14 protein-coding genes are annotated in these 15,450 nt (G+C 67.1%); 6 read left to right on the top strand and 8 right to left on the bottom strand.

The features are described 5' to 3' along the window. Positions 1-67: 67 nt before the first annotated feature. The 3 genes from serS to E0W60_RS14335 all read right to left on the bottom strand — a co-directional run bounded on the left by serS (position 68) and on the right by E0W60_RS14335 (position 4,049). Positions 68-1,372, bottom strand: a complete 1,305-nt coding sequence (serS, locus tag E0W60_RS14345; protein WP_135706218.1) for a serine--tRNA ligase — start codon at positions 1,370-1,372, stop codon at positions 68-70. Positions 1,373-1,488: 116 nt separating this feature from the next. Continuing rightward, positions 1,489-2,868: a replication-associated recombination protein A gene (locus tag E0W60_RS14340; protein WP_135704758.1), complete on the bottom strand. Its 1,380-nt coding sequence runs from the start codon at positions 2,866-2,868 to the stop codon at positions 1,489-1,491. A 104-nt stretch (positions 2,869-2,972) separates the two neighbouring features. Continuing rightward, a complete protein-coding gene (locus tag E0W60_RS14335; protein WP_240745929.1) occupies positions 2,973-4,049 on the bottom strand; it encodes an ABC transporter ATP-binding protein in 1,077 nt (358 codons plus the stop codon). 178 nt (positions 4,050-4,227) lie between these two features. On the opposite strand from E0W60_RS14335, the gene E0W60_RS14330 reads away from it, so the two are divergent. Further along, positions 4,228-5,871 carry an ABC transporter permease gene (locus E0W60_RS14330; RefSeq protein WP_135704754.1) on the top strand — a complete coding sequence of 548 codons (1,644 nt, stop codon included), beginning with the start codon at positions 4,228-4,230 and terminating at the stop codon, positions 5,869-5,871. Between the two features lie 150 nt (positions 5,872-6,021). Then, on the top strand, positions 6,022-6,696 hold the full coding sequence (locus E0W60_RS14325; RefSeq protein WP_135704752.1) for a HEAT repeat domain-containing protein: 675 nt from the start codon (positions 6,022-6,024) through the stop codon (positions 6,694-6,696). A gap of 52 nt (positions 6,697-6,748) precedes the next feature. Here the strand turns inward: E0W60_RS14325 and E0W60_RS14320 are convergent, their stop codons facing one another. From E0W60_RS14320 to lolA, 4 genes are all read right to left on the bottom strand, one after another. After that, the gene (locus tag E0W60_RS14320; RefSeq protein ID WP_133093984.1) at positions 6,749-7,786 is read right to left on the bottom strand and encodes a Fe(3+) ABC transporter substrate-binding protein; all 1,038 of its coding nucleotides are present in this window, start codon (positions 7,784-7,786) and stop codon (positions 6,749-6,751) included. A gap of 199 nt (positions 7,787-7,985) precedes the next feature. Then, positions 7,986-8,324 carry a hypothetical protein gene (locus E0W60_RS14315; RefSeq protein WP_135704750.1) on the bottom strand — a complete coding sequence of 113 codons (339 nt, stop codon included), beginning with the start codon at positions 8,322-8,324 and terminating at the stop codon, positions 7,986-7,988. 98 nt (positions 8,325-8,422) lie between these two features. Continuing rightward, positions 8,423-8,866: a hypothetical protein gene (locus E0W60_RS14310; protein ID WP_135704748.1), complete on the bottom strand. Its 444-nt coding sequence runs from the start codon at positions 8,864-8,866 to the stop codon at positions 8,423-8,425. A gap of 8 nt (positions 8,867-8,874) precedes the next feature. After that, entirely contained in the window at positions 8,875-9,513 is a 639-nt protein-coding gene (lolA, locus tag E0W60_RS14305) for an outer membrane lipoprotein chaperone LolA (RefSeq protein WP_276609609.1), read from the bottom strand. A 147-nt stretch (positions 9,514-9,660) separates the two neighbouring features. Here lolA and E0W60_RS14300 point away from each other — a divergent pair, with 147 nt between their 5' ends. Beyond that, positions 9,661-10,392 (top strand): hypothetical protein, encoded by a 732-nt coding sequence (locus E0W60_RS14300; protein WP_135704745.1) that lies wholly within the window; start codon positions 9,661-9,663, stop codon positions 10,390-10,392. A 51-nt stretch (positions 10,393-10,443) separates the two neighbouring features. Here the strand turns inward: E0W60_RS14300 and E0W60_RS14295 are convergent, their stop codons facing one another. Beyond that, positions 10,444-12,780: a DNA translocase FtsK gene (locus E0W60_RS14295; RefSeq protein ID WP_135704743.1), complete on the bottom strand. Its 2,337-nt coding sequence runs from the start codon at positions 12,778-12,780 to the stop codon at positions 10,444-10,446. Positions 12,781-13,022: 242 nt separating this feature from the next. On the opposite strand from E0W60_RS14295, the gene trxB reads away from it, so the two are divergent. The 3 genes from trxB to E0W60_RS14280 all read left to right on the top strand — a co-directional run bounded on the left by trxB (position 13,023) and on the right by E0W60_RS14280 (position 15,439). Then, positions 13,023-13,988: a thioredoxin-disulfide reductase gene (gene trxB / locus E0W60_RS14290; RefSeq protein ID WP_133093979.1), complete on the top strand. Its 966-nt coding sequence runs from the start codon at positions 13,023-13,025 to the stop codon at positions 13,986-13,988. Between the two features lie 108 nt (positions 13,989-14,096). Beyond that, positions 14,097-14,771 (top strand): Smr/MutS family protein, encoded by a 675-nt coding sequence (locus E0W60_RS14285; RefSeq protein WP_133093978.1) that lies wholly within the window; start codon positions 14,097-14,099, stop codon positions 14,769-14,771. A gap of 26 nt (positions 14,772-14,797) precedes the next feature. Further along, positions 14,798-15,439 (top strand): trimeric intracellular cation channel family protein, encoded by a 642-nt coding sequence (locus E0W60_RS14280; RefSeq protein WP_133093977.1) that lies wholly within the window; start codon positions 14,798-14,800, stop codon positions 15,437-15,439. Positions 15,440-15,450 lie beyond the last annotated feature (11 nt).

The following is a 15,450-nucleotide window of genomic DNA, read 5'->3' as shown; positions in this document are numbered from 1 at the left end:
CCGTGTGGCGAAACCGAGATTATAGCCACACCGCACCAGCCAGCGCAAGAGGCCGGAAACAGATTTTTTACAGCTCCGGTTCCAGGCGAGTGACGCCGCCCATGTAAGGCTGCAGCGCGGCCGGCACCGTGACCGAGCCGTCGGCGTTCTGGTAGTTCTCGAGGATGGCCACCAGCGTGCGGCCCACAGCCAGGCCCGAGCCGTTCAGCGTGTGCACCAGCTCCGGCTTGCCCTGCCCCGCGCGCATGCGTGCCTGCATGCGGCGCGCCTGGAAGTCGCCCATGTTCGAGCACGAGCTGATCTCGCGGTAGGTGTTCTGCGCGGGGATCCACACTTCGAGGTCATAGGTCTTGGTGCTGCCGAAGCCCATGTCCCCCGTGCACAGCACGATGGTGCGGAACGGCAGTTCCAGCTTCTTCAGGATCGCCTCGGCGTGGCCGGTCAGTTCTTCCAGCGCGTCGAACGATTGCGCGGCCGGAACGATCTGCACCATCTCGACCTTGTCGAACTGGTGCTGGCGGATCATGCCGCGGGTGTCCTTGCCGTACGAACCTGCTTCCGAGCGGAAGCACGGCGTATGCGCGACGAAGCGCAGCGGCAGCTTCTCGCCGGCGACGATGGCGTCGCGCACGATATTGGTCAGCGGCACCTCGGCGGTCGGGATCAGGTAGAAGTTTTCGATGCGCTCGCCTTCCTCGCTGCCGACCTTGCGCGGCACCTTGAACAGGTCTTCCTCGAACTTGGGCAGCTGGCCGGTGCCGCGCATCGACGCGGCGTTGACGATATACGGCACGTACATTTCGGTATAGCCGTGTTCCTGCGTATGGGTGTCGAGCATCAGCTGCACCAGCGCGCGGTTCATGCGCGCCACGCCGCCGCGCAGCATCGAGAAGCGCGAGCCGGTCACCTTGACCGCGGTATCGAAGTCCAGGCCCAGCTTTTCGCCCACGTCGACGTGGTCGCGCACGGCAAAGTCGAACTGGCGCGGCTCGCCCACGCGGCGCACTTCGGCGTTCTGGGTCTCGTCATTGCCCACCGGCACGCTTTCGTGCGGCAGGTTGGGGATCGACAGCATCAGCTCCGCCAGATGCGCCTGGATCTCGTCGAGCCGCGCGGCCGAGGCCTTGAGTGTGTCGCCGATGCCACCGACTTCGGCCATCACGGCCGAGGCGTCCTCGCCCTTGCCCTTGAGCATGCCGATCTGCTTGGACAGGCTGTTGCGGCGCGCCTGCAGTTCCTCGGTCTGGGTCTGCAGTTGCTTGCGTTCGGCCTCGAGTGCCTGGAACGCCGCCACGTCGAGTTGGAAGCCGCGCGTGGCAAGGCGTTGCGCCACGGCGTCGATGTCTTTGCGGAACAGCTGGATGTCGAGCATGTTGCTTGAGGTGAAGTGCAGGGCCAGCGACATGCCGGCGGACCCGCCATTTTACTGCACCCGCATGGGCCGGGACGAGCGAACTGGCGGCGGAAGACGCCGCTGGCCCGCGGAAGCTACTGGTCCTTGCCGCCGCCCTTGTCGCCGTCCTTGCCAGCTTTCTCCCGCGCTTTGACCGCGCGCTGCTCGCGATGCCAGGCGTCGTCCAGCTCGCGCAGGTGGCGCAGCTTCTCTGAAATCTTGCCTTCCAGCCCGCGCGGCACCGGCTGGTACCAGCCCTGCGCCTTCAGGTCGTCCGGAAAATAGTGCTCGCCGGCGGCGTAGGCTTCGGGCTCGTCGTGCGCGTAGCGGTAGGCATGGCCGTAGCCAAGCTCCTTCATCAGCCTTGTCGGCGCATTGCGCAGGTGCACCGGCACCGCTCGCGACTTGTCCTTGCCGACGAAGGCGCGTGCCGCGTTGTACGCGTTGTAGCCGGCATTGGACTTGGGCGCGATGGCCAGGTAGATCAGCGCCTGGCCCAATGCGAGTTCACCCTCAGGCGAGCCCAGCCGCTCATAGGTCTCGGCCGCGTCCAGCGTGATGCGCGCGGCGCGGGGATCGGCCAGCCCGATGTCTTCCCACGCCATGCGCACGATGCGCCGCGCCAGGTAGCGCGGATCGGCGCCGCCGTCGATCATGCGGCAGAACCAGTACAGGGCGGCGTCGGGATCCGAGCCGCGCACCGACTTGTGCAGCGCGCTGATCTGGTCGTAGAAGGCATCGCCGCCCTTGTCGAAGCGGCGCAGGTTTTCCGACAGCGCGCTGCCCAGCAGCGCGGTATCGATCTGCGCGGCCCCGGCGGTGCGTGCGGCACGCGCCACGATCTCTATGTTGTTCAGCAGCTTGCGCCCGTCGCCATCGGCCGAGGCCACGATCAGCTGCAGTGCCTCGTCCTGCCACGCGATGCCGCCGAGCTCTTCGCTGGCGCGCAGGGCCAGCTGCGTCAGCTCGGCATCGTCCAGGCTCTTGAGCACGTAGACCGCCGCGCGCGACAGCAAGGCGCCGTTGACCTCGAAGGATGGATTCTCGGTGGTCGCGCCGATGAAGGTGAACAGCCCGCTCTCGACGTGCGGCAGGAAGGCATCCTGCTGGCTCTTGTTGAAGCGGTGCACCTCGTCGACGAACACCAGCGTGCGCCGCCCGTGCGCGCGGAACTGCTCGGCGCGCTCTACCGCCTCGCGAATGTCCTTGACGCCCGACAGCACCGCCGACAGCGCGATGAACTCGGCGTCGAAGGCATCGGCCATCAGCCGCGCCAGCGTGGTCTTGCCCACGCCGGGCGGGCCCCACAGGATCATCGAATGCGGCTCGCCCGACTCGAACGCCACGCGCAGCGGCTTGCCCGGGCCCAGCAGGTGCTGCTGCCCGATCACCTCGTCGATGGTGCGTGGGCGCAGGCGCTCGGCCAGCGGTTGCCGGGAACGGTCAGGGGTATCGGAGAACAGCGAGTCCGCCACGTCATCAAACCTTGCGATTGCAGAACGCCACAGTGTAGACCATCGGCGCGCCGCGCTTGGTGCCGCGCTTGGTGCCGCGCCTGGTGCCGGGCCTGGGCGCCGGGCTAGGCGGCAAAGGCGACCACGTCCTCGATCTCCGCGCGGATGCCGATGCGCTCGCCCACCGCGTGGTTGTGGTGCGAGGGCACCAGCGCCAGCACCCGGCCGCCGCTGGCCAGCCGCAGCGTGTACAGGATCTCGGCGCCCCGGAAGGCCTTGTGCATCACCTCCGCCTGCATCGGGCTGGCGTCGTCGTGGACGATGTCGTCAGGACGTACCAGCACGTCGACCGGGGCATCCGCGGGCAGCTGCAGGGGCACCGCCGGGTGCAGCATGCCCAGCTCCACTTCGATCCGCCCATCGCCGCGCAGGTGCCCCGGCATCAGCACCCCCTGCCCGATAAAGCCGGCGACGAAGCGCGACGCCGGGCGGTGGTACAACTCGTGCGCACTGCCCCACTGCTCGATCACGCCGTCATGCATCACGCCGATCTCGTCGGCCATGGCAAAGGCCTCGTACTGGTCATGCGTAACCAGGATGGCGGTGGTGCCTTGTGCCTTCAGGATCGCGCGCACTTCCAGGCTCAGGCGCTCGCGCAGATCGACATCGAGGTTGGAGAACGGCTCGTCGAGCAGCAGCAGTTCGGGCCGCGGCGCCAGTGCGCGCGCCAGCGCCACCCGCTGCTGCTGGCCGCCCGAGAGCTCGTGCGGATACTTGCGGCCCGAGCCGGCAAGCCCGACCAGCTGCAGCACCTCTTCCACCCGCTCCGCACGCTCTGCACGGCCGGCGCGGGTCAGACCGAAACCGACGTTGGCGGCCACGTCCAGGTGCGGGAACAGCGCGTAGTCCTGGAACACCATGCCGATGCGGCGCTGCTCCGGCGGCACCAGCGCGTCCGACGACGACACGGTCCTCCCGTCCAGCACGATGCGGCCGTCCTGCAACGGCTCGAAGCCGGCGATGGCGCGCAGCACGGTGGTCTTGCCGCAGCCGCTGGGACCCAGCAGGCAGGCGATGTTGCCGCGCGCCAGCGCAAACGACAGGCCCTTGACCACCGCTTGCCGGCCGAACGCATGCCGGATACGGTCGACCTCGATAACGGCGGCGCCGGCGGCAGCCTCGTGGGTGACGCTGCGGGCCATCGGCCGCGTGCGTGCCTGGGCTCCGGGTAATCGGGAATAGGAATCGGTTCGCATGTGCGCATTATAGGGACGTGGCGTCGCGCCGCGGGCCCTCTAGTGCCCGGCATTGCTAAAATGGGGCAGCCCGCTGCCGCGCCGGCGCCACATTGTCCGGGCGCGCTCCCATCGAATCCACCGCATGCTCCTACCCAGCCGCCGCCGCTTCCACCCCCTGACCCTGGCCACGCTCACAATGGCGCTGCTGATCGCCGTGCCGGTGCTGGTGGTCGCCTCAGCCGTGCTGCTGCCCGCCGGCGAGACCTGGCGCCACCTGATCGACACGGTGCTGGCAGAGTATGTGATCAACACCATCTGGCTGCTGCTGGGCGTGGCCGCGGGCGTGCTGCTGCTTGGCGTGACCACCGCATGGCTGGTCTCGACCTACCGCTTCCCAGGCCATGCCGTGATGGAATGGGCGCTGGTACTGCCGATGGCGATGCCGGCCTATGTGATCGCCTACGCCTACACCGATGCGCTGCAGTTCGCCGGGCCGGTGCAAGGCTGGCTGCGCGAACTGACCGGCTGGAAGGCGCGCGACTACTGGTTCCCGGACATCCGCTCGCTGGGCGGCGCCATCGCGCTGTTTTCGCTGGTGCTGTATCCCTACGTCTACCTGACGGCGCGCGCCGCCTTCCTGCAGCAGACCCAGAACACGATCGAAGCCGCGCGCCTGCTCGGCCACGGCACCTGGAGCCGGCTCTGGCGCGTGGTGCTGCCGCTGGCCCGGCCCGGCATCGTCGCCGGCACCGCGCTGGCGATGATGGAAACGCTGGCCGACTTCGGCACCGTGGCGTACTTTGCCATCCCCACGTTTTCCACCGGCATCTACCGTGCATGGTTTTCGCTCGGCGACAAGAATGCGGCGGCACAGCTGTCGGCATGCATGCTGCTGTTCGTCGCCGCGATCCTGCTGATGGAGCGCGCCAGCCGCGGTCGGGCGCAGGTCTACGGCAACCAGCGCCGCGCCGCGGCATGGACACTCGGCGGCACGCGCGGCTGGCTCGCGCTGGCGGCCTGCGCCGTGCCGGTGCTGCTGGGCTTCCTGGTGCCGGCGCTGATGCTGTGCCGCATGGCCTTTACCGACGGCGATGCCCAGTTCGGTCCGCGCTTTGTCGGGCTGGTGCGCAACAGCTTCCTGCTGGCCAGCGCGACGGCACTGGCGGCCGTGCTGGTGGCGCTGGCAATCGGCTACGCCGGACGCGCCGCGAACGGCCAGCGCGGGTGGCTGGTGCGCGGGCTGACGCGGCTTTGCGGCATGGGCTATGCGCTGCCCGGCTCGGTCATCGCCGTGGGCGTGCTGGTGCCGGTGGCGCGCTTCGACAACGCGCTGTCGGCGTGGCTGCAGCAGCAGTTCGGGCTGTCGGTCGGATTGCTGCTGACCGGCGGCATCGCCGCGCTGGTGTATGCGCTGCTGGTGCGTTTCCTGGGCGTGGCGCTGCAGACGGTCAATGCGGGCCTGGGCAAGATCACGCCCAGCATGGACGCCGCCGCGCGCAGCCTCGGCCACGGCCCCGGCGCCACGCTGCGGCGCGTGCATTTCCCGATGCTGCGCGGCAGCCTGCTGACGGCGGCGCTGATCGTCTTTGTCGATGTGATGAAGGAGCTGCCGGCTACCTTCGTGATGCGGCCGTTCAACTTCGATACGCTGGCCGTGCAGGCGTACAACCTCGCTGCCGACGAACGCCTGACCGAAGCCGCGACCGCGTCGCTGGTGATCGTCGCCGTCGGCCTGCTGCCGGTGATCGTGCTGTCGCGCACGATCCGGCGCGAGGCGCAGCGCTGAGCCGCCCCACTAGCCCACTCGCTCAGTAGCCCGCTAAAGTCCCGCCGTGCCGCGCCGATAGCCTTTCATGGCCCGGCGCTCGCCCGGGGACAAGAACAGCGGCACGCCGGATCCTTTCGCGCCTGCCGCCGGAATGCCTGACGGGGGCGTATGCTGCGATACCACATCCTGTTGTTCAAGCTGAACCGGCTGGCCAGCCGCAACACGCTGAGCGGCGTGGAAGAAATCTCGCTGGCCGGCCAACTGGCCGAGATGATCGGATCCGCCGATACCGCGGCGCGCATCATCGACGACCTTGCCGACCACGCCAACCCGCAGGTGCGCCGTATCGCGCTCAACGCCATCCGCCGCGGGCGCCAGTTCACCTCGCCCAGCCTGCAGCCCGCGCTGATACGCCGCATGGCGGATGCCGAAGCGGCAGTGCGCCATGATGCGGTGTGGATCGTGCAGGAATCGCGCATGGACGGCGCCGAACTGCGCGCCGCGCTGCGCCGGCTGGCGGGCAAGGTGCGGTTGCCATGGGACGCCGAGCGTGCCCGCGCCAATCCCGGCGACACGGCGCTCGCCGCGCAGGTGCGCGCCCGCATGGCGCTGGACAAGCTGCTGGAAAAGAGTGCGGCGGAGCGCAACCAGGCGCTGGCCACAATGGCGCTGGGAACGGTCGGGAACCAGCCCTATGCGGAAGGCACGGTCGGCCACAAGGGCCTGCTGCACCGCGCGCTGATCCGGCGCCAGGCGGGGCGGCGGCTCGACAGCAGCGTCAAGCTGACGTTCCGCAAGGTCGAGCCGGCCGGGGTGAAGGGCAACAAGCGGTTCCTGCTGTAACTCGGAACCGGCCGGCCGCCCTCATGCAGGGACGGCCGGCCTGACCCGCGGCTTACTTGAAGCCCGCGCGGTCCAGCAGCTTCTGCGCCTGCGGCTGGTACTTGCCCAGCTCGGCCACGTTGATGCTGTCGGCCTTGAACTCGCCGAGCGAATCGAGCGCCGGATTGCTGACCTTCACGCCCTGCACCACCGGCCATTCATTGTTGCCGTCGGCAAAGTAGCGCTGCGCATCGTCGCTGGCCAGGTATTCCAGGAACTTGACCGCGGCCTCCTTGTTCGGCGCGTGCTTCAGCATGCCGCCGCCGGAGATGTTCATATGCACGCCCTGGCTTTTCTGGTTGGGCCACACCACCCCCAGCTTGTCGGCCACGGCCTTGTCTTCCGGCTTGGTCGACTTCAGCAGGCGTGCGATGTAGTAGGTGTTGGAGATCGCCACGTCGCACTCGCCCGCGGCCACGGCCTTGAGCTGGTCGGTATCGCCGCCCTTGGGCGCGCGCGCCAGGTTGGCTGCCACGCCGCGTGCCCATTGCTCGGTGCGCGCCTCGCCGTCGTGCGCGATCAGGCTGGACACCAGCGACAGGTTGTAGACGTGCCCGCTGGAACGCGTGCACACCTTGCCCTTCCACTTGGGATCGGCCAGGTCCTCGTAGGTGGCGATGTCGCCGGCCTTGACCGCGGTCTTGTTGTACGCGATCACGCGGCCGCGCGCCGAGAAGCCGAACCACTCGCCGTTCGGATCGCGGTAGTTGGCGGGAATGCGCGATTCCAGCACCTTGGACTTGACCGGCGCAAACACGCCGGCCTGCTGGGCCCGCCACAGGCGGCCGATATCGACGGTGATGAAGACGTCCGCCGGGCTGTTGGCGCCCTCATTGCGGATGCGCTCAAGCAGCGGATCTTCCTGGCCTTCGATGCGGTTGATCTTGATGCCGGTCTGCTTGGTGAAGTTGGCGTACAGCGCCTCGTCGGTCTGGTAGTGCCGTGCGGTATAGAGGTTCAGCACCTTTTCCTGCGCGGCGGCCGCCAGCGGCAGCGTCAGCAGGGCCAGCGCCGCGACACGCGGCAGCAAGGTTCGGATAGTGGTCTTCACGCGGATGGCTCCCCAGCATGGTTGGGCAGTCGCCAGCATCCGGGACACCCGGGACTGCCCGGTTATTGGATTCCGGACAGCCAGAAACAATATTGATTCTTGTTCAGCCGGTCAAATTACATTTTTGTCATGTTGGCGCATGTTGAGCAATCAATAATTGCGCGCCCGACGCACCATGTGGACGCGCTTGCACATCGCTTCAGCCGCGCCGCACCCACGCAACCTTGCCAGCCTTGATGCCGAGGGTGCGGCGCTGGGGGTTGTAGTCCATCGTGCCGGGAAACTGCTGCCCGTCGCGTTCGCCCAGCCGCCATGCACAGCCTTGCAGCAGGCCGACGGCCTCGGTCTCGCTCTTGCCCACCAGCGTGTCGTCGGCAACCTTGTCGGCGGCACAGCCGGCCGGGGTGCCCCACGCACCTTGCGGGCCGGGCATTGGTGCCGGCTCGTTGGGCTGCGTCGCGCAACCGGCCAGCAAGGCCGCGCCCGCGGCCAGCCAGAGCAGTCGACGGGCATGTACTGTGGTTCGGATTGCAGGCATGTCGCTTCCTTTTTTGTTTCCGCTTGGATGTGGACGGTTCGACACATGTCCGCTGGCGGCGTTCCAATCGCAACGCATCAGCGCTGAAGCCGGCGCAATCAGCCTTTGGCGCGGTTGGCCAGCCTCTTCATCGCGTCGGCCGGCAACGGACCGTGGCACGTCCGTTCGCCGCCTGACTCGCTGACAACTAACCAGACCTGTTCGGGCTTGCCCTTGGGATGCAGCAGCCAGGCGGGGCCGCGCGCGTTGCTGCTGGGCGGCAGGTCTTCCAGCACGCCGGTGCTGGCGGACTGCAGCATGGCCGCGCATTCCGATGCGGGCACGCGCGTGGACTTCAGGAACTCCGCGTTGCCGAGCACTTCGGGCAACGCCGTGTCCGGCGCGCGCAGGAAGGAATCGACATCGAACTTGCTGGCGCCGCCGCTGGCGCTGGCGCAAGCCGCCAGCGCCAGCGCCAGCGCGCCGGCACCCGCCAGGATCACTGCGCCGTAACGTCCGCGGGCAGCGACGATGCGAACGGCCATGGCTGAGTTGGCGATCATGGCGGGCCTCATTGCTTCATCACGTCGGCGCCCTTGGGCACCGTGAACCGGAATGCATCGGCCGCCAGCGGCGGGTTCTTCTGCATGTTCGTGAAGGTCAGCAAGGTGGTGTTGCCGAAGGCGTCGCGCAGTTCCATCGCTTCGAGGTTGCCGCCCTTGAAGCCAATGCCGATACGCTCAAACTGCGTGTCCTTGGCCTTGGGCGTCAGTTCCAGCCATTCCACGCCATCCCGGGTCGGGCCGTTCTTGATGGCGAAGTTCTTCTCCAGGTCGTTGCTGCCGAACAGGATCGCGGCCGGACTGGAACCCAGCGCGGCATCAAGCTTGCGCTCGGTGACCTGGTTCAGGTCCTTGTCGTAGATGTACAGGGTCTGGCCATCGGCCTGCAGCAGTTGCTCGTAGGGCTTGGTATAGCGCCAGGTGAACTTGCCCGGGCGCGCAAACACGAAGGTGCCGCTGGAGTTGCCGGTCACCTTGACGTTGGCGCCCTGCCCCTTGACCTGGCGCTGCGTGAACTCGCCGCGCGCGCTCTTCACACCGGTGACGAAGCTCTGCAGCTGGTCGGTAGCTGCGGCATGGGCCGGCGCCTGGATGGCAAACATCGCCAGCGCGGCGCAGGCCGACACGAGGATGCGGTTGCGCATGATTTGGATCCTGGTTGTTATCGAATGCGTTGACCCTGTGCGGCGTCTGACAGGCAGTCCACTGCACGGTCAACGTGTCTTGTTAGAGCCAGCTGCTGGTGCAGGATTCCGCGCCGCCCCTGCTTCGCGGGTAACCGGATATTACGGCAGATGGTGCGCGAACTGCGCCGGCTCAGGCACGAAAACTCTCAATTTGCGGTAAAGGACCCCGTAAAGCGAATCTCGTATCAGGACGAAACGCTTCTTTACTTGGCGTGGAAGACAATGCAGTGCATGTACGTAGAGCACTCGCCACGCCGCCTCTTGCTCGCTGCTTCGCCGGGAGGCGGCCAAATCCACTGGGCCAGCAATATGACCAACGCCAAACCTGCTGCCGGGCGTCAGCCATTCCGGCACGACGCCAGGCGTCTCGACCGCGACGAGATGAAGAGGATCGCGACACGCCAGGTCAGGATTGAACTCGACGCCTGGCAGGAAAAGACCGCTGCCAAGCCCTTTAATCCCGCCATGGTAGTCACGGGCATTCTGGCCGGTGTAGCGTTCGTCTTTTCCGTGATGTCGTGGCTGAATGAGAGCACCCAGGACAAGATCGAAAAGGCCACCGGTCCGCTCGCCTCTCGGATCACCGAAATGGACCGCCGCCTCACGGGTCGCCTGGACGCAGTTGATTCGCGCATCGAGCGCCTGGAGGTGCGGGTCGAAAAGGGCTTTGAAGAATTCAACGAGAAGTTAGAGAACGTCAACGCCAAGCTAGGGAACGTCAACGCGAAGGTCGACAACGTCAACGCGAAAGTCGACAACGTCAACGCCAAGGTCGACAACGTCAACGCCAAGGTCGACAACGTCAACGCGAAGCTCGACCTACTGCTTAAGCGCCGCTAGCACGCTCAGGCTGCGCAATCCACGGCCAGCCTGAATGCCCGCCTCCGCTAGTCACTCATCATCCCGCGCAGCCGCGCCACCGCCCTGCACCAGGATGTCGCGATTGCCATTGCCCGACATGGCCGAAACCAGCCCCGCCTTCTCCATATCCTCCAGCAGCCGCGCGGCGCGGTTGTAGCCGATGCGCAGGTGGCGCTGCACCAGCGAGATCGACGCGCGGCGGTTCTTCAGCACCACTTCCACGGCCTGGTCATACAGCGGATCCGCCTCGCCACCGCCACCGCCGATACCGGCGCCGCCGCCAAAGCCATCGCCGCCACCATCGTCCGTCAGGCCGCCTTCGAGGATGCCCTCGATGTAGTTGGCTTCCCCGCCTTCCTTCAGCTTCTCCACCACGCGGTGGACTTCATCGTCCGAGACAAAGGCGCCATGCACGCGCACCGGCAAGCCGGTGCCCGGCGCCAGGTACAGCATGTCGCCCATGCCCAGCAGCGTCTCGGCGCCCTGCTGGTCGAGGATGGTGCGCGAATCGATCTTGCTGCTGACCTGGAAGGCAATGCGGGTCGGCACGTTGGCCTTGATCAGGCCGGTGATCACATCCACCGACGGGCGCTGCGTGGCCAGCACCAGGTGCAGGCCGGCGGCGCGCGCCTTCTGCGCGATGCGGGCGATCAGCTCTTCCACCTTCTTGCCGACCACCATCATCAGGTCGGCCAGCTCGTCGATGACGATGACGATGGTGGGCAGCTTGTCCAGCGGCTCCGGCGCGTCCGGGGTCAGGCTGAACGGATTCGGGATCTTCTCTTCCCTGGCCGCGGCCTCGTCGATCTTCTTGTTGTAGCCCGCCAGGTTGCGCACGCCCAGCTTGCTCATCAGCTTGTAGCGCCGCTCCATCTCGCCGACGGCCCAGTTCAGCGCGTTGCCGGCCTGGCGCATATCCGTCACCACCGGGCACAGCAGGTGCGGAATGCCTTCGTAGACGCTCATTTCGAGCATCTTGGGGTCGATCAGGATCAGCCTCACGCTCTCAGGCTTGGCCTTGTACAGCAGCGACAGGATCATCGCGTTGATGCCCACCGACTTGCCCGAGCCCGTGGTGCCCGCGACCATGCAGTGCGGCATCTTGGCCAGGTCGGCCACCATCGGCTTGCCGGCGATGTCCTTGCCCAGCGCCATGGTCAGGCTGGAAGCGCTCTCGTTGTAGACCTGCGAGCCCAGGATCTCCGACAGGCGCACGGTCTGGCGCTTCGGATTCGGCAGCTCCAGGCCCATGTAGTTCTTGCCGGGGATGGTCTCGACCACGCGGATCGACACCAGCGACAGCGAACGCGCCAGGTCGCGCGCCAGGTTGACCACCTGGCTGCCCTTGACGCCGGTGGCCGGCTCGATCTCGTAGCGCGTGATGACTGGCCCCGGGTAGGCCGCCACCACCTTGACCTCCACGCCAAAGTCCTTGAGCTTCTTCTCGATCAGGCGCGAGGTGAATTCCAGCGTCTCGGCGCTGACCGTTTCCTGGTGCGGCGGGATCGGGTCGAGCAGCGACAGCGGCGGCAGGTCCGAGTCCTGGATATCGGCAAACAGCGGCTGCTGCTTCTCGCGTTCCACGCGCTCATGCTTGGGCACGGCCTGCGGACGCACGATCTGCACCGGCGGTGCCTCTTCGATGCGCACGCGCTGCACCTCGACGGTTTCCTTGCGCTCGACCTTGGCGGCCTCGCCGATGATGCGGTCCTGCTTGCTCTCGCGGCGTGCCTTGAAGCCCAGGAACATGGTCTCGACGAAACCGCCGATATGCTCGGCCACCGACAGCCACGAGAAGTGGAAGAACAGCGACAGCCCGATCGCGAACAGCAGCAGCAGCAGCAGCGTCGCCCCGGTGAAGCCCAGCGCCACCTGCATCCAGCCGCCCAGCGTGTCGCCCAGCACCCCGCCCGGCGCGCGCGGCAGCGCGGCGCGCAGCGGGTACATGCGGATCGCCTCCAGCCCCATGCTGGACAGCAGCGTCAGCACGAAGCCGATCCAGCTCACCGTCACGCCCTGGCGATGCTGGCGGTCGTCCGCGCGCTCGGGCAGCTCGGCCGTCAGCGTGCGCCAGCCGCGCCAGCAGCGCCGCACCAGCAGCACCGCCCACCAGTAAGCCGAGAAGCCGAAGATAAAGAACAGCACGTCGGCCACCCAGGCCCCGACACGGCCGCCCAGGTTATGGATATCGGCGACCTGGTTCGCATGCGACCAGCCGGGGTCGGTCTTGCTGTAGCTGGCCAGCACGCACAGGAAACCCAGCGTGACGGCCAGCAGCAGGAACCAGCGTACCTCGCCCAGCAGTTTGCCGATGCGGGATGGCAAGGCCGATGGATCGGTGCGGGTGGTCGTGGTAGCTCGGGCCATGCCTGGATAGGACTCTTTTAGGGTGATTCCGGATGCGTTTGGCGCCGCCGTCGGCCTGAGTCAGCGGACTGACGAGGTGACTGACGAGGTGACTGACGGGCATCGTGGCGGCCATTTTAACGTGGGCGGCGGCTATCGCACCCATTGGAATTTGCAACAGTGGGCAAATGCGGCTCCTCTTATAATGTCGGTTTCGAGCAATGCCGGTGGGCATCATGCCGCACCGGCCACAGGAACGCATCATGGCAAAACACGCAAAAGTGCTGATTCTCGGTTCTGGTCCCGCCGGCTATACCGCCGCGGTCTACGCGGCCCGCGCCAACCTCCAGCCGGTGCTGATCACCGGACTGGCCCAGGGCGGACAGCTGATGACCACCACGGACGTCGAGAACTGGCCGGGCGATGCCAAGGGCGTCCAGGGTCCCGAGCTGATGCAGCGCCTGCTGGCGCATGCCGAAGAGTTCAAGACCGAAATCATCTTCGATCACATCCACACCGCGAAGCTGGTGGATGAAAACGGCAAGCCGGCCCGCCCCTTCACGCTGATCGGCGACGCCGGCGAATACACCTGCGACGCCCTCGTCATCGCCACCGGCGCCTCGGCCCAATACCTGGGCCTGCCGTCGGAAGAGTCCTTCATGGGCCGCGGCGTGTCGGCCTGCGCCACCTGCGACGGCTTCTTCTACAAGAACCAGGAAGTCGCCGTGGTCGGCGGCGGCAACACCGCCGTGGAAGAAGCGCTGTACCTGTCGCACATCGCCAGCAAGGTCACCGTGATCCACCGCCGCGACAGCTTCCGCGCCGAGCCGATCCTGGTCGACCGCCTGCTCCAGCGCGAAAAGGAAGGCCGCATCGAGATCCGCTACGACAACGTGCTGGACGAAGTGCTGGGCGACGATTCGGGCGTGACCGGCATCCGCATCCGCAACGCCAAGACCGGCCAGACCGAAGACCTGAAGCTGGCGGGCGTGTTCATCGCCATTGGCCACAAGCCCAATACCGACCTGTTCGCCGGCCAGCTGGAAATGAAGAACGGCTACCTGGTGACCAAGTCGGGACTGCAGGGCGACGCCACCGCCACCAGCGTGCCGGGCGTGTTCGCCGCCGGCGACGTGCAGGACCACGTCTACCGCCAGGCAATCACCAGCGCCGGCACCGGCTGCATGGCCGCGCTGGATGCGCAGCGTTTTGTCGAAGCCCTGAAGTAATCCCGCCTCTCCGAACCGGCCACCGCGGCCGGTTCACCCCTTCCCCGCAGCCTCCGTGGCTGCCCTGCCCCAGTCGATATAATCCCGGCGAGTACCCGGAGATTTTTCATGACGCAAGGCGCCCGCAAACCCGACCGACCGACCCAGCGCTTCGGCCTGAACGACCTGTCCAGCCTGCGCGACAACCTCAAGGCCGATGCCGAGCGGCGCGAAGCCGAGCGCCTGGCCGCCGAGCAGGCGGCGCAGCGCGCCCGCGAGGAAGCCGACGTGTTTCGCGCCAGCGTGGGCCAGGTCAGCCAATTGCGCGACCGCAACCGCGCCCACCACCCCGTCAGCAAACCCGCGCCGGTACCGGTGCAATCGCAGCGCAACGACCAGGCGGTGCTGCAGGCCTCGCTGTCCGACGAGTTCGATGTCGAAAGCCTGCTGGAGACCGACGAGACGCTGTCGTTCCGCCGGCCTGGCATCGGCATGGACGTGATTCGCAAGCTGCGCCGCGGCGAATGGGTGCCGCAGGACAAGGTCGACCTGCACGGCCTGCGCAGCGACGAGGCGCGCGAAGCGCTGGCCGAATTCCTGCGCCGCTCGGTGCGCAACGGCGTGCGCTGCGTGCGCGTGATCCACGGCAAGGGCCTGGGCTCGCCCGACAAGCTGCCGGTGCTCAAGGGCAAGGTGCGCAGCTGGCTGGTGCAGAAGGAGGAAGTGCTCGCCTTCGTGCAGGCGCGCGAGGCCGAAGGTGGCGCCGGCGCGCTGATGGTGCTGCTGCGCCAGCCGAAGCCCTGATGCGCCGGGCCTGACCAGCGCCACGGATGCATCTCCCGCTCGAATTGCTGATGGGGCGGCTGCCCCTGATCCTCCATATCATGGAGGTCATCGGCGTACTCGCCTTCGCGGTATCGGGCGTGGTCGACGCGCGCAAGCAGCGGCTCGACGTGGTCGGCACCTTCGTGGTGGCGTTCGCCACGGCCTTTGGCGGCGGCACGCTGCGCGACGTGCTGCTGGACCGGCGCCCGTTCTACTGGGTCGAGCATGAAGGCTATGTGCTGCTGATCTTCGCGATGTCGTTTGGCGCGTCATTCGTGCTGCGCGTGGTCAGCCGCGTGGCGTCGGACCGGGCCTTGATCGTCGCCGACGCGATCGGGCTGGGGCTGTTCTCGGTCACCGGCACCTCGCTGGCGCTGGTGGGGCAGATGACGCCGACCGTGGCGGTAATGATGGGCATCATCTCGTCGGTGTTCGGCGGCGTGGTGCGCGACGTGCTGTGCAATGAAGTGCCGATGATCCTGCGCGACCGCTCGCCCTATGCGACCTGCTCCTTCGTCGGCTGCTGGATCTACATCGGCCTGACCTGGATGGAAGTGCAGCAGGAGGCGGCGCTGATGACCGGCGCGCTGGCGATCATCGCGATGCGGCTGGTGTCGGTGCGCTACGGCTGGAAGCTGCCGAGCTGAACAAGCCCCAA

It is taken from the genome of Cupriavidus oxalaticus, assembly GCF_004768545.1.
GTDB lineage: Bacteria > Pseudomonadota > Gammaproteobacteria > Burkholderiales > Burkholderiaceae > Cupriavidus > Cupriavidus oxalaticus_A.
This window is presented reverse-complemented; position numbering and strand designations above follow the sequence as displayed.

Bases quoted from the DNA above. Each gene is read 5' to 3' on its own strand.
- serS (WP_135706218.1), bottom strand. From the start codon at position 1,372: ATGCTCGACATCCAGCTGTTCCGCAAAGACATCGACGCCGTGGCGCAA.
- E0W60_RS14335 (WP_240745929.1), bottom strand. From the start codon at position 4,049: ATGGCCCGCAGCGTCACCCACGAGGCTGCCGCCGGCGCCGCCGTTATC.
- E0W60_RS14330 (WP_135704754.1), top strand. From the start codon at position 4,228: ATGCTCCTACCCAGCCGCCGCCGCTTCCACCCCCTGACCCTGGCCACG.
- E0W60_RS14325 (WP_135704752.1), top strand. From the start codon at position 6,022: ATGCTGCGATACCACATCCTGTTGTTCAAGCTGAACCGGCTGGCCAGC.
- E0W60_RS14315 (WP_135704750.1), bottom strand. From the start codon at position 8,324: ATGCCTGCAATCCGAACCACAGTACATGCCCGTCGACTGCTCTGGCTG.
- E0W60_RS14310 (WP_135704748.1), bottom strand. From the start codon at position 8,866: ATGATCGCCAACTCAGCCATGGCCGTTCGCATCGTCGCTGCCCGCGGA.
- E0W60_RS14300 (WP_135704745.1), top strand. From the start codon at position 9,661: ATGGTGCGCGAACTGCGCCGGCTCAGGCACGAAAACTCTCAATTTGCG.
- E0W60_RS14295 (WP_135704743.1), bottom strand. From the start codon at position 12,780: ATGGCCCGAGCTACCACGACCACCCGCACCGATCCATCGGCCTTGCCA.
- trxB (WP_133093979.1), top strand. From the start codon at position 13,023: ATGGCAAAACACGCAAAAGTGCTGATTCTCGGTTCTGGTCCCGCCGGC.
- E0W60_RS14285 (WP_133093978.1), top strand. From the start codon at position 14,097: ATGACGCAAGGCGCCCGCAAACCCGACCGACCGACCCAGCGCTTCGGC.
- E0W60_RS14280 (WP_133093977.1), top strand. From the start codon at position 14,798: ATGCATCTCCCGCTCGAATTGCTGATGGGGCGGCTGCCCCTGATCCTC.